This is a genomic window from Erwinia sp. 1181_3 (assembly GCF_052824965.1).
Genome location: NZ_VTDE01000006.1, coordinates 76,334 through 90,028, shown reverse-complemented (window position 1 = coordinate 90,028; position 13,695 = coordinate 76,334). Strand labels below are relative to the sequence as shown.

General features: G+C 55.0%; 13 protein-coding genes. 5 read left to right on the top strand and 8 right to left on the bottom strand.

Going from position 1 to position 13,695, the window contains the following annotated elements; all coding sequences use genetic code 11:
• Positions 1-6: 6 nt before the first annotated feature.
• Genes FY046_RS16100 through FY046_RS16090 form a run of 3 tightly spaced genes read right to left on the bottom strand, consistent with a single transcriptional unit; the run spans position 7 to position 3,058 of the window.
• A complete protein-coding gene (locus FY046_RS16100; RefSeq protein WP_133842240.1) occupies positions 7-957 on the bottom strand; it encodes a phosphoglycerate dehydrogenase in 951 nt (316 codons plus the stop codon).
• Between the two features lie 54 nt (positions 958-1,011).
• Positions 1,012-1,896 (bottom strand): dihydrodipicolinate synthase family protein, encoded by an 885-nt coding sequence (locus tag FY046_RS16095; RefSeq protein WP_159336948.1) that lies wholly within the window; start codon positions 1,894-1,896, stop codon positions 1,012-1,014.
• A 13-nt stretch (positions 1,897-1,909) separates the two neighbouring features.
• On the bottom strand, positions 1,910-3,058 hold the full coding sequence (locus FY046_RS16090; protein WP_167863210.1) for an iron-containing alcohol dehydrogenase: 1,149 nt from the start codon (positions 3,056-3,058) through the stop codon (positions 1,910-1,912).
• A 229-nt stretch (positions 3,059-3,287) separates the two neighbouring features.
• Here FY046_RS16090 and dtnK point away from each other — a divergent pair, with 229 nt between their 5' ends.
• From dtnK to FY046_RS16075, 3 genes are read left to right on the top strand one after another with little or no spacing between them, the layout of a single operon-like run.
• Entirely contained in the window at positions 3,288-4,571 is a 1,284-nt protein-coding gene (dtnK, locus tag FY046_RS16085) for a D-threonate kinase (protein WP_421505187.1), read from the top strand.
• Positions 4,564-5,544, top strand: coding sequence for a D-threonate 4-phosphate dehydrogenase (locus FY046_RS16080; protein WP_159336909.1), 981 nt, complete (start codon positions 4,564-4,566; stop codon positions 5,542-5,544). The genes dtnK and FY046_RS16080 overlap by 8 nt, the downstream gene beginning before the upstream one ends.
• A 6-nt stretch (positions 5,545-5,550) precedes the next feature.
• Positions 5,551-6,312 (top strand): DeoR/GlpR family DNA-binding transcription regulator, encoded by a 762-nt coding sequence (locus tag FY046_RS16075; RefSeq protein ID WP_133842236.1) that lies wholly within the window; start codon positions 5,551-5,553, stop codon positions 6,310-6,312.
• Positions 6,313-6,430: 118 nt separating this feature from the next.
• On the opposite strand, the gene speD is transcribed toward FY046_RS16075, so the two are convergent.
• The 3 genes from speD to FY046_RS16060 form a co-directional block, all read right to left on the bottom strand.
• The gene (gene speD / locus FY046_RS16070) at positions 6,431-7,240 is read right to left on the bottom strand and encodes an adenosylmethionine decarboxylase (protein WP_133842235.1); all 810 of its coding nucleotides are present in this window, start codon (positions 7,238-7,240) and stop codon (positions 6,431-6,433) included.
• A gap of 27 nt (positions 7,241-7,267) precedes the next feature.
• Positions 7,268-8,125, bottom strand: a complete 858-nt coding sequence (gene speE / locus FY046_RS16065) for a polyamine aminopropyltransferase (protein ID WP_133842706.1) — start codon at positions 8,123-8,125, stop codon at positions 7,268-7,270.
• A 213-nt stretch (positions 8,126-8,338) separates the two neighbouring features.
• Positions 8,339-8,686: a YacC family pilotin-like protein gene (locus FY046_RS16060; RefSeq protein WP_048914955.1), complete on the bottom strand. Its 348-nt coding sequence runs from the start codon at positions 8,684-8,686 to the stop codon at positions 8,339-8,341.
• A gap of 205 nt (positions 8,687-8,891) precedes the next feature.
• Between FY046_RS16060 and cueO the strand changes: the two genes are divergently transcribed.
• Positions 8,892-10,496 (top strand): multicopper oxidase CueO, encoded by a 1,605-nt coding sequence (gene cueO / locus FY046_RS16055; protein ID WP_339507351.1) that lies wholly within the window; start codon positions 8,892-8,894, stop codon positions 10,494-10,496.
• Positions 10,497-10,841: 345 nt separating this feature from the next.
• Here the strand turns inward: cueO and FY046_RS16050 are convergent, their stop codons facing one another.
• Positions 10,842-12,119 (bottom strand): cystathionine gamma-synthase family protein, encoded by a 1,278-nt coding sequence (locus tag FY046_RS16050; protein ID WP_446186281.1) that lies wholly within the window; start codon positions 12,117-12,119, stop codon positions 10,842-10,844.
• Between the two features lie 252 nt (positions 12,120-12,371).
• Here FY046_RS16050 and hpt point away from each other — a divergent pair, with 252 nt between their 5' ends.
• Positions 12,372-12,908, top strand: a complete 537-nt coding sequence (hpt, locus tag FY046_RS16045) for a hypoxanthine phosphoribosyltransferase (protein ID WP_133842233.1) — start codon at positions 12,372-12,374, stop codon at positions 12,906-12,908.
• 58 nt (positions 12,909-12,966) lie between these two features.
• Here hpt and can read toward each other — a convergent pair whose 3' ends face one another.
• A complete protein-coding gene (can, locus tag FY046_RS16040; RefSeq protein WP_133842232.1) occupies positions 12,967-13,629 on the bottom strand; it encodes a carbonate dehydratase in 663 nt (220 codons plus the stop codon).
• Between the last annotated feature and the right edge of the window lie 66 nt (positions 13,630-13,695).

Here is a 13,695-nt window from a genome sequence, read left to right as displayed (position 1 = left end):
TAATTTTCAGAGCTGATTCATAATATTGACGGGCTTCTGGCGTGCTTTAATGCACTGAATAATTTGCTGCACGCAGCGTTCACCCATCGCGCCAATGGCACCGTCGGTATAGCCGGCAATGTGCGACGTCGGCAGGAAATTATTCAGGGTAAAGAGGGGGTGGGCTTCCAGCGGCTCATGCTCAAAGACATCGGCTGCCGCACCGGCAATCACGTTATCGGCCAGCGCCTGATAGAGGTCGGCTTCATTAATAACGCCACCGCGTGACACGTTCACGAGGAAGGCGGATTTTTTCATACGCTTCATGCGGACAGCATCAAACAGATTGTGGGTTTCGGCCGTCAGTGGCGTGTGCAGGGTGATGAAGTCACTCTCCTGCGTCAGATGGTCCATGCTGACGAATTGAATGTCATGGTCGGCGGCAAATTGCTGGTCAGGATAGAAATCAAATGCCAGCACGCGCATATTGAAACCGCGTGCCCGCAGTGCCACCTGCTTACCAATATTGCCCAGCCCCACTATGCCAAGGGTTTTGCCGTACATATCGGTGGCAAAAATACGTGGCCACTGCCCGGAGCGGGTGTCGTTGATGGCCTGATTCAGCTGCCGGGCGCTGTTGAGCATCAAGGCAAAGGCAAAGTCAGCCACCGCATGTTTATTGGCATCCGGTACGTTGGTGACATAGATGCCGCGTTCGCGGGTAGCATTCAGGTCGATATTGTCGACGCCCACGCCGTGCTTGCAGACGATCGCCAGTTTTGGTGCGCACGCCAGTAGTGCCTGATTCACGTCCGTAAAGGCAACGATCATCGCCACGGTATCGGCCAGATGTGGCTCCAGTGCACTGAGCGGTGCATCCGCAGGCAGGCTGATCAGTTCGAAGCCCTGTTCACGCAATGTGGTGATAGGCTGGGCATCATATTTAGCAAAAGACGGTGAAGTACAAATCACTTTCATGACAGGGATCCCCGGTGTCAGAGCAGGCGGCATCGCAGTGCCGCTGCCGGAAAATTATTGAAGATACTGGTTAACGATCTGGCGAATTTTTTGCTCTTCTTCCGCGCTAAACTGCACCGCGTAGCGGCTGTCACCCACGTCAAAGCCCATCAGTGCCACGGCTTTTTTCACCGCTGCGGGTGAGAAGGCCACGGCATACAGGTCGGTACGCAGTCCGGTGACGTTCTCCTGGGCTTTGCGTGAGGCCGCGATATCGCCCGCGTGGAAGTGCGACCAGATGGCGTTGATCTCTTGCGGTGCAACGTTAGCCAGACCGGAAATACACGCCGAGCAGCCGTCCACGAATCCTTGATGGATCAACGAGTCCGGACCGTTCAGCACGTTAAAGTGATCAATACCTTCGGCTGCTTTCAGGAAGCCGCTCAGGCTCTCATAGCTGCCTGCGCTGTCTTTGATGCCGATAATGTTGGGGTGGGCAGCCAGCTGGCGAACGGTTTCCGGCTGTAAGGTATTGCCGGTACGCGCCGGGATGTTGTAGAGAAACACCGGCACCGTCAGTGCATCGGCCACGGCGGTGTAGTGGGCGATCAGCTCTGACTGTTTGAGTGGAACAAAGTACGGAGTGATCACCGACACGGCATCCACACCCAGCGCGGCAACCTGTTTACCGAGGCGAATGGTTTCACGTGTGGATATCTCGCCGACGTGGGCCACCACATTGGCTTTTCCGGCCACTTCGTCGACGCAGGTGGCCGTCACAGCCAGCTTTTCCTGTTCGTTTAATACGAAGAACTCACCGTTGGTGCCGCCGCAGAAAATACCGTTTCCGGCCGCCAGCTGGCGCTGCACCTGACGGCGCATGGCTGCTTCAGCATAGGCGCCGTCATGATCGAAAGGTGTGACGATGGCGGTCAGTACGCCCTGAATAGTTTTGCTCATCATAATCTCTCTGTTAGTGATTCAGTGCCGGAAACAGCGTCAGGTACACGTTACGCACGTCGTTTGCGCTCACCGGTGCCGGGACATTTTTCATCAGGCGCTGCACATCGAGTGCCGCTTCCACTAAATAAGGCAGGTGTTCTGAGGTGATCCCCAGCTCGTCGAGGCTGGCAGGCAGCTTCAGTCGCTGGACCAGGGCCGCGAAGTAATCCACCAGTGCGTGAGACTTCTCCTCCGCGTTGAGCTGCGGGTTAGCCTCTGGCAACAGATCGTAGACTTCGGCGAATTTGCTTACCGCCGCCGGGCGCACAAAGCGCATGCAGGGAGCGAGCAGAATGGCGTTCGCCACGCCGTGCGGCAGGTGATATTTGCCTCCCAGCGGGTAGGACATGGCGTGCACCAGATGAGTCCCGGCATGGGCGATGGCCGCCCCGCCGTAATAAGACGCCCACAGCATATTCAGTCGGGCTTCCAGGTTACCGGGTTCAGCCACGGTGGTTTCCAGGCTGGCAAACAGCTTCTTCATCCCGATCAGCGCGTAGTTGTCACTCACCGGGTTTGAAACCGTCGCGGTAAAGCACTCAATCAGGTGGCAGAGCGCATCAATCCCGGTTGAAGATGCAATATGTGCCGGCATGCTGGTGGTCAGTTCCGGGGCCAGAATCACATAGTCCGGCAGCATCACTGGGGAAATAATGCCGACTTTCGTCTCTTTCTCCGGGATGGCCAGAATGGCGTTTGGCGTGGCTTCTGACCCCGTACCTGCAGTGGTCGGGATCAGCAACGAGGAGGTGCGTCTCTGAGGTTTCTCTCCGGCCAGCAGGGCCTCTAGCGTAGGTGCATTCTCAACGCACAGCACCGACAGCAGTTTTGCCACGTCCAGCACGCTGCCACCGCCTACGCCAATCACCAGATCCACATCGCGCGAGGCCAGGCCGGCGAGGATCTCTGCTACATCATGCTGGCTCGGCTCGGGTGGCACGTTGCTGACGGTATGTAAGGTTGAGACCTGACGGCGTACCTGCTCCGTCAGCGTCTGCACTGCCGGGATCGCCGCAATATTCTTATCGGTGACCAGCAACACACGCTGCTTACCTTTTAACAGGTAGCCAATGTCATTGAGTGTCTGGTAGCCCGCGATCACGGTACTGTTTATGTTCATGCCTGATTTCTCCTCATCACGCCGCTTTCAGTTACGGGTGATTGTATTTCGTCATTTGTAAGGGCTTTCCGACTTTGATGGGTAATTTATAGGGCATATTGATTCTGATTAATTTGAACTTGCTCACATTTAATCAAATGTGATTGAATATAATCATATTCAAATAATGAGTGGTGTCCTGAACCTCTCTTCACAGACAGGCACCTCAATGTTCCGTACAGGAGTGGCGATGACGCAGCGTAAATGGCAAACGCCGGTACTGGTGATTGCGGATGATTTTACCGGGGCCAATGATGCGGGCAGCGGGCTGGCCAGAGCGGGAGCGCGGGTGAATGTGCTTTTTGACAGCCAGTCACCGTGTGGTGACGAGCAGGCCGACGTCTGGGTGGTCAGCACGGACAGCCGCGCGCTCTCTGCCCAGGATGCTGCAGAGCGGGTGCATCGTGCGCTGATGCACTGGTCGCCGGTTGCCCGCGAAGGCTGGCTGTTTAAGAAGATGGATTCCACTCTGCGCGGCAATCTGGGCGCAGAAACCGAAGCGGCTCTGCTGGCCAGCGGTGCATCGCTGGCGCTGGTAGTTCCGGCGGTTCCACGGCTGGGGCGCATTACCCGCGACGGTGAGTGCTTTATTCACGGCTTGCGACTGACCGAGACCGAATTTGCCAGCGACCCGAAAACGCCGGTGACAACAGCGAACATTGCCCGGCGGTTATTGGAGCAGAGCACATTGCCTTGCGGCGGCCTGACGCTGGCGCAGGTGCGCGGGCCACAGCTGCTGGCGCTGATGCAACAGGCCGCCGACAGCACACCGTCGCTGCTGGTGGTGGATGCAGAAACCGATGATGACTTACAGCGCATTGCGCAGGCAGCGTCCCACCTGGCACAGCGTCCGCTGCTGGTCGGTGCTGCCGGGCTGAGTGATGCTCTGACGGCGTTGCTGGTGGATCGCCACCCGTCACCGCTGCTGGCTGTGGTGGGCTCGATGAGTGACATTGCCCGTCAGCAAATTGACCGGATTCAGCAGCAGCATCCCGTGACGCTGGTGGATATCGATATTGCCGAACTGTTTTCTCGCCCGCGTTGGGTATCGTTTCCCACCTGGCGCCAGACCGTGACCAAGGCATTGCGCGCCGGGCAGCACTGTGTGGTCCGCACCTGCCAGCATAACGGGCAGCGTGAAGCGATTGCTGCACTGTGTGAAGAACATCAACTGAGCCGTGCTCAACTGGGTGAAGAAATTTGCCAGCTACTGGCACAGCTCACGGCTGAAGTGCTGGCAGAAGCCCAGCCTGGCGGGTTGTATCTTTCCGGCGGTGACGTGGCGATTGCCGTGGCGCGCGGGCTGGGTGCCAGTGGATTCCAGATTCAAGGCCAGATTGCGGGCTGTGTGCCCTGGGGCCGCTTATTAAATGTGACTGAACCCTTGCTGGTGATGACCAAAGCCGGTGGCTTCGGTGATGCAAACACCCTGGTCGACGTTATTCGTTTTATTGAGGAGAAATCGAGTGAGTAAAATTATTGCGATCACTATGGGCGACCCGGCGGGTATCGGTCCGGAAATCATTATCAAATCACTGGCCAGCGGTGAGCTGTCCGGGGTTCCGGCAGTGGTGGTGGGCTGTGCCAGTACCCTGCGGCGCGTGCTGAGCCTGAATATTACCCCGCAGGCAGAACTGCGCGTGCTGGATCGCGTGGCCGATGCTCACTTCGCCCCTGGTATTATCAATGTTATCGATGAACCGCTGACCGATCCGGCTGCCCTGAAGCCCGGAGTCGTGCAGTCGGAAGCGGGTGATCTGGCGTACCGCTGCGTTAAACGTGCCACGGAACTGGCGCTGGCGGGGGAAGTACAGGCGATTGCCACCGCCCCGTTAAATAAAGAAGCGCTGCACTCAGCCGGGCATCTTTATCCCGGGCATACCGAACTGCTGGCGAAGCTGACCGACAGCAAAAATTACGCGATGGTGCTGTATACCGACAAGCTGAAGGTGATCCACGTCACCACGCATATTGCGCTGCGTCAGTTCCTTGATACCCTGGGGCGTGAACGTGTTGAGACGGTGATCGGCATGGCGGATACCTTCCTCAGGCGCGTTGGTTTTGAGAACCCGCGTATTGCCGTGGCCGGGGTGAATCCGCATGCGGGTGAAAATGGCCTGTTTGGCGATGAAGAGATCACTATCGTCGGCCCATCGGTAGAGGCGATGAAAGCGCAAGGGCTGAACGTGACCGGGCCGTGCCCGCCGGATACCGTTTTCCTGCAGTGCCAGGAAGGCCAGTACGATATTGTAGTGGCGATGTATCACGATCAGGGGCACATTCCGCTCAAGCTGTTGGGCTTTTACGATGGGGTCAATATTACCGCCGGGCTGCCGTTTATCCGTACCTCGGCAGACCACGGCACGGCTTTTGATATTGCCTGGACAGGAAAAGCGAACTCTGCCAGCATGGCGATCTCTATTCAGTTAGCGATGCAGCTTGCATAAGGACATATGAAGGGACAAAGCCGCCTCGATCAGATTATGGACTATCTGAAAAGTCATAATCTGGTCACGGTCGAACAGCTGGTGGCTGCCATTGCGGCGTCACCCGCCACCATCCGACGCGACCTTATAAAACTCGATCAGGAAGGGGTGATCAGCCGTAGCCACGGTGGGGTAACCCTGAACCGCTTTATTCCCAATCAGCCCACCACGGTTGAGAAGATGCAGCGCCATCTGGCAGAGAAACGGGTTATTGCGCATACCGCGGCCAGCCTGGTGAAATCCGGTGATGCTGTGGTGCTGGATGCCGGCACCACCATGCTGGAGCTGGCACGTCAGCTGACGCATTTGCCGCTGCGGGTGATCACGGCTGATTTGCATATCGCGTTGTTTCTTTCCGAGTTTAAGCAGATTGAAGTGACGATTATCGGCGGGCGCATCGACGACTCCAGTCAGTCCTGTATTGGTGAGCACGGACGCCGTCTGCTGCGTAATATCTATCCGGATATCGCTTTTGTCAGCTGTAACTCCTGGAGCCTGGAGAAGGGCATCACGGCACCGACGGAAGAGAAAGCCGGACTGAAGCAGGACCTGCTGGCCAATGCGCGCCGCCGGGTGCTGCTGGCCGACAGCAGTAAGTACGGTTCCTGGTCGCTGTTTCAGGCGGCACCGCTTCAGCAACTGACGGATATTATTACCGACAGGCTGCTAACCGATGAATCTCAGAGTGAGCTGAGTGAGCAGGACTTTACGCTGAGGCTGGCGCTGTAACGCTAAATCCCGGGCCGATCAACGATCGACCCGCGCACTTTTCAGTAACAAAATCTGACGCCAATAAAAAAAGCGACCCGAAGGTCGCCTTTTTGCGGATATCAATACACCCAACCAGTTACTGCGTTTTTAATCCCAACGACGGAATATTGCGGCCGTAATAAATCTCACGCATCTCTTTCCACAGTAAATCCGTAATGCGTTTATGTTCCTGTGGACTCAGATCGGCGGGTTCGGTATTGAACAGATAGTGTTTCAGATCGAACTCTTTCAACAGCATTTTGGTGTGGAAGATATTTTCCTGATACACATTCACATCCATCATGTCGTACATCGATTTCATATCATCCGACATGAAATTCTGAATAGAGTTAATCTCGTGATCGATGAAGTGTTTCACCCCGTTCACATCGCGGGTAAACCCACGCACGCGATAATCGATGGTGACAATATCGGATTCCAGCTGATGAATTAAATAGTTCAACGCTTTCAGTGGTGAAATGACACCACAGGTCGAGACTTCAATATCTGCACGGAAGGTACACAGACCGCCTTCAGGATGGCTTTCCGGGTAGGTATGTACGCAGATATGACTTTTGTCGAGGTGCGCCACAACGGAGTTGGGCAGCGGGCCAGGATGTTCGGAGGTGTCGATGTCGCGCGGATCGATCGGCTCTTCACTGACCAGAATCGTAACGCTGGCCCCCTGGGGTTCATAATCCTGACGCGCGATATTCAGCACGTTGGCACCGATAATTGAGCAGGTCTCGCTCAGGATCTCGGTCAGGCGGTTAGCATTATACTGCTCATCAATGTATGCAATATATCCGTCACGCTCCGCATCGGTGTTTGCGTAACAGATATCGTAGATACAAAAACTCAGGCTTTTCGTCAGGTTGTTGAAGCCATGTAGTTTAAGCTTTTGCAATTTAGTTCACCCCCTTGAAATACCTGGTTAGTCGGCCAGCGCATTTAACAGATATTGCGGCAGGGCAAAGCTGCCAGTGTGGATCGCCGGATTATAGTAACGGCAGGTCAGGCCCGCTTGTGCAAAGCGTGAGGCAATTGTCGCAGCATCGAGCTGGCGCAGCGCGGGATTATCACTGGCCCAGGCGAAGGTCATAATGCCACCGTAGTAGGTCGGGATCGCAGCCTGGTAGAAGCTGACATCAGCGAAATAGTGGCTGAGTTTGCGATGGCTGTTCACCGCTTCATCTTGCTGCAGGAAACAGACGCCGTTTTGTGCCACGAAGATGCCATTCGGGTTCAGGCAGCGGTGGCAGCCTTCATAAAAGTCTGAAGTAAACAGGCTTTCTCCCGGCCCAATCGGGTCGGTGCAGTCAGAGATAATCACATCGAATTTTTCGCTGGTCTGTTTAACGAAGTTCACGCCATCGTCAATCACCAGGGTAAAGCGCGGGTCGTCATAGGCGCCCTGGCTGTGGTTCGGCAGGTGTTCTTTGCAGAAGGTCACCACGCCAGCATCGATTTCGACCATCGTGATCTGTTCGATGTTTTTATGACGGGATACTTCACGCAGCATGGCCCCGTCACCGCCGCCGATGATCAGCACTCGCTTTGCGGCGCCGTGGGCCAGCAACGGAACGTGGGTCATCATCTCGTGATAGATAAACTCATCGCGTTCGGTGGTTTGTACTACGCCGTCCAGCGCCATTACCCGGCCTAATGCCGCATTCTGAAAGATAATCAGATCCTGGTGTTCGGTCTGCTCGCGATACAGTACGTTGTCGACAGAAAAATACTGCCCGAATCCGGCATGAAGCGTTTCATACCACATTTCTTTATCGGTCATGGTGGGGGTTTTCATCCTCATATACTCTCCGTCATGCACGTTGCAGCCCGGCGGCACCCGTGTGAACACTGTGTGACGGGGGAGCAAACGCGGCCTGCGCAGGTGCAGGCTGAATCAGGGCGAATATAACAGCCGCGAAAAATGGGCCAGTATCATAGCGATTAATGACCGCAGTTGCACGGTCAAATCAGCAGCAGGAGGGCGAGAGAACGATTACTTCACGTAGGCCAGCAGGCTCAGAGAGTCACGCGCCAGAGATTTACACTTAGTATCGTTCGGTACGGCAATACCACTGAGATCGCGATAGCTGTCTTCACCTAATGCTTTCATATTAAAACTGTTGTAATTGGTTAAATCCCAACGATTTTGCTGTGCGAAAAACACCAATGCACGGCGAATTTGCCCGTCGGGGAGATCCTGATAACCACAATCGTTTTTCAAATAAACAAATACGGCGGTTAAATCTGCCAAATCTTCTGCTTCCGATTCGCTGAGGGCGAAACTGGTGGAGGAGAAGCCAAACAGCCCTAACAGCAACAGAGCCTTGATGCTTTTCTTCATGGTTTATCTCATACGTGTGCAATAGCTTGACGTTAGCACAGTTCAGGCCGGGTGCCAGCCACTTTTAAGACAGAAAAGTCCTGAAGGGCTTATCCCGCAATCTTTTAACGGGCTTGACCTTCCCACTGGGGCAGGGTTTATGCTGTCAGTCGCTATCGATATCTGACACAGACATCTTACACAAGGACTGAATAAGGAATGGATGATGCAACGTCGTGATTTTATCAAATTAAGCGCCGCTATCGGCGCAGCCAGTGCCTTGCCCCTGTGGAGCCGTTCATTAATGGCGGCTGAACAGCGCCCGCTGTTGCCGATACCCACGTTACTGACGGCCGATGCGCGCAGTGAAATCACCCTGATTGCCCAGACCGGTAACAGCCTGTGGCGCGGTAAAAACGTGCCAAGCTGGGGCTATAATGGCAGCCTGCTTGGCCCGGCGATCCAACTGGATCGTGGCAAAGAGGTCAACATCACCGTGCATAATCGTCTGCCCGAAACGACGACGGTGCACTGGCATGGTCTGGAACTGCCGGGCAACGTCGACGGTGGGCCACAGGCGCGGATCGCGCCGAACAGCAGCCGCCGGGTGACATTCACGCCCGATCAACCGGCTGCGACCTGCTGGTTCCATCCGCATCAACATGGCCGTACCGGTTACCAGGTCGCGCAAGGACTGGCTGGGCTGGTGCTGATCAACGACCCGGAAAGCGGCAAGCTGCTGCTGCCCAAACAGTGGGGCGTTGATGACATTCCCGTGATTTTACAGGATAAGCGACTGAGTGCTGACGGCAGCCAGATCGATTACCAGTTGGATATTATGAGTGCGGCGGTGGGCTGGTTTGGCGACACGATGCTGACGAATGGGGCTATCTACCCGCAGACCGGCGTACCGCGAGGCTGGCTGCGCCTGCGTCTGCTAAATGGCTGTAATGCCCGTTCGCTCAATCTGACCACCAGCGATCAGCGCCCGATGTATGTGATTGCCAGTGATGGCGGCCTGCTGGCTGAGCCCGTGCAGGTCAGCGAGCTGCCGATGCTGCCGGGTGAACGTTATGAAGTGCTGGTAGATACCTCTGACGGTAAACCTTTCGATCTGCAAACGCTGCCGGTGCGTCAGATGGGCATGACACTGAAGCCCTTTGATCAGCCGTTGCCGGTGTTGTCGATCAACCCATTGCGGGTGTTGGCCAGCGGAACGCTACCGGACAAGCTGGTGGATATGCCCGCTGTTCCTGCGACTGACGGGCTTAAAACTCGCTGGATGCAATTAATGATGGATCCGGAACTCGACCGTCGCGGCATGATGGCGCTGATGGAAAAATACGGACATGCGTCAATGGCGGGTATGGCGATGGACGGGCACGACAGCGATAAACCGGCAAGCCCGGCGAAATCTGATATGGCTGGAATGGATCACGGCAACATGGCCGGAATGGATCATGCAAAACCAGTGAAAGGCTATGATTTCCATAACGGTAATCAGATCAACGGCGTGGCCTTTAATATGGATAAACCCTCGTTTGAGGTCGCGAAGGGCGTGTATGAGAAGTGGACCATTTCAGGTGAAGGCGATGAGATGCTGCATCCGTTCCATATTCACGGCACCCAGTTCCGTATCCTGTCGGAAAATGGCAAACCCCCTGTCGCACATCGCAGCGGCTGGAAAGACACCGTTCGTGTTGAGGGCTGGCGCAGCGAGGTGCTGGTGCGCTTCAACCATCAGGCCGATGCCGCCAATGCCTATATGGCGCACTGCCATCTGCTGGAGCATGAAGATACCGGCATGATGCTGGGCTTTACCGTGGCGTAATCACCACGGTGTGACAGACCCTTTTTTTAGATGTGTTTTTATCTAACTGATTTATATCAGTATAGGGATATGGCGATGAAAAAAGGGTCTGGCATGATAAAAAGTGATAAAAGGTAATTAAGTTAACAGGTTAGCGTTGTAAGCTAACGGGTTCACTGCCGTACAGGCAGCTTAGAAAATGCAATATGCACTATTTGTTCTCTTCTGCTTGTTCACTGCCGTACAGGCAGTTTAGAAAGGGCGGACCGGAAAAAAGGGTCCGCCCCAACATTGGGCTGGCGCAGCGCAAAACGTTATATCTCGCGCTCTACAAACGAGAGCTTCTCTGCGCTGCGGATAACACGTTTAGCCCAGCGATAACCTGACGTCTTCAATCAAATCATCTTTATTCTCAATACCAATCGACAGACGAATGGTGGATGAGGTGATACCAAAACGGTTGCGCACATCAAGCGGTACGCCGGAGTGGGTGGTGCTGGCCGGGTGGCTGGCGAGGGATTCGGTGCCGCCCAGGCTCACCGCCAGCTTAAACAGTTGCAGACTGTTGAGGAAACGGAACGCTGCTGCCTCGCCGCCGCGAATATCAAAGGAGAAGGTCGAGCCTGCGCCGCTGCACTGAGTGGTATACACCTTGCCCTCTGGGGAGGCCGGGTCCAGGAACGGCAAATAATGGACGTGCTCCACCTGCGGATGGCTGCGCAGGAACTCAGCAACCGCCGTGGCGTTATCGTTGGCGCGCTCCATACGCAGCGCCAGCGTCTCCAGCGAGCGACCAATCATCCAGCTGGAATGCGGGTCCAGTTGGGTGCCAATGGCACTGCGCAGGGCTTTCACCTGGCGGATTAACGCCTTGCTGCCCATGGCGGCTCCGGCAATCAGGTCGGAGTGGCCGCCTACGTATTTGGTCAGTGAGTAGAGAGAAATATCGGCACCGTGTTCCGTCGGGCGTGAAAACACCGGGCCGAGCAGGGTGTTATCGCAGGCGATCACCGGGCGATGCTGCTGCTGGCGCTCAATATGGTCGGCTACACGCTTAATCAGCGCAATATCCACCAGGCTGTTGGTCGGGTTTGCCGGGGATTCAATCAGGATCACCGATACCCGTCCCAGCTTCATCGCTTCTTCAGCGGCGGCTTGCACCACGGCTTCGTTCACACCATCCGCAAAGCCAAGCGTCGAAACGCCCAGATTACGGAAGGTTTTACTCAGCAGCGTCTCCGTGCCGCCATACAGCGGCTGTGAATGCAGGATGGTATCGCCCGGTTTGACGAAAGCCAGCAGGGTGGTGGAGATCGCTGACATGCCGGAAGAGAACAACGCAGCGCTGTCGGTGCGTTCATAAATTGCCAGGCGGTCTTCAACTATTTCGCTGTTCGGATGGTTAAAGCGCGAGTAGACCAGCCCGTTGCCCTCTCCGGCTGGCGGTTCACGGCGGCCGGAAACATAGTCAAAGAAGTCCCGCCCCTCTTCTGCGCTGTTAAATACGAACGTGGAGGTGAGAAACACCGGCGGTTTGACCGCGCCTTCTGACAATGACGGATCATAGCCATAGTTGAGCATCTGGGTTTCAGGATGTAGCTCGCGGTTACCGATACGTGTTTTTTTCGAATGTGAAGAAGGCATGCAAACTCCGGCTATCAGGCCTGTGACTTATTATTGTTGCGCATAAGCTAGCATGGGGCAGGAGTGAGAGATAAATGAATAATCGCTCTATGGTTAAATCAAAAAGCCATATGAAATAGGGCTATCTGAACGTATGGCAGTCTATATGTCTGTGGCGAGAAGTGAGTAAGCGACGTTGCGCAACAGTGAGGGAAAGCGCTGAAGTGTGATAAACTTCACCGCTTTCCCTGAGCAATCGACGAACCACTATCTATGAAACACACCGTTGAAGTGATGATCTCCGAAGCTGAGATCAAATCCCGCGTTGCCGAACTCGGCAAGCAAATCAGTGACCACTACCGTGACAGCGGCAGCGACATGGTGCTGGTGGGCCTGCTGCGTGGCTCCTTTATGTTTATGGCCGACCTGTGCCGCACGATCGATGTTTCTCACGAAGTCGACTTTATGACGGCGTCCAGCTACGGCAATGGCACCTCAAGCACGCGTGATGTGAAAATCCTGAAAGATCTGGATGAAGATATCCGTGGCAAAGACGTACTGATCGTCGAAGATATTATCGATTCAGGTAATACGTTGAGCAAAGTGCGTGAGATATTCAGCCTGCGTGGGCCAAAGTCGCTGGCGATCTGTACCCTGCTGGATAAACCGTCGCGTCGCGAAGTGGATGTGCCAGTAGAATATGTTGGCTTCGCCATCCCCGATGAGTTTGTGGTGGGCTACGGTATTGACTACGCTCAGCGCTATCGCCACCTGCCCTATGTGGGCAAAGTGGTCATGCTGGACGAATAATCCGGCAGAGCACAATCGACCAAGGCCGGATCCTCCGGCCTATAATAATATGTGCCGCTTAAGGATTAAGGTCCGGGTCATTGAGCAGGTTAGCAATGCCCTGGCGATAGCGCTGTTCCAGGGTTTCACGATTGGTTGAGCTGACGCCCAGATCGCGCAGATAACCATCCATGATGCCGTAAACCCAGCCATGAATATTGACCTTCTGCCCGCGTTTCCACGCTGACTGCATCACGGTCGAATGACCCAGGTTATATACCTGCTCAATCACGTTGATTTCACACAGTTTGTCGAAACGCTTTTCTGGCGGCAGCTCACCCAGTAACGAACTATGCTTGTACCACAAATCGCGAATATGCAGCAGCCAGTTGTTGATCAGGCCAAGCTCTGGATTTTCAACTGCCGCTTTAACGCCGCCGCAGCCGTAGTGACCACAAATAATAATGTGTTCCACTTCCAGCACTTCAACCGCGTATTGCACGACCGAAAGACAGTTTAAGTCAGTATGGATCACCAGGTTAGCGACGTTACGGTGAACGAACAGTTCACCCGGCTCCAGCCCGGTCAGGCGCTCGGCAGGTACACGGCTGTCTGAACAGCCAATCCAGAGAAAACGGGGGTTTTGTGCCTGAGCAAGGCGCTCAAAGAAACCGGGATCTTCCTCTTTCAGCAACCTGGACCACTGGCGGTTGTTGCTGATAAGGGTATCAATGTCTTTCATAATGGTGTCGGCCAATAACTCGAAATGCGTACAGTAATATAGGGTAATGCGGCGCAATTGAAAATG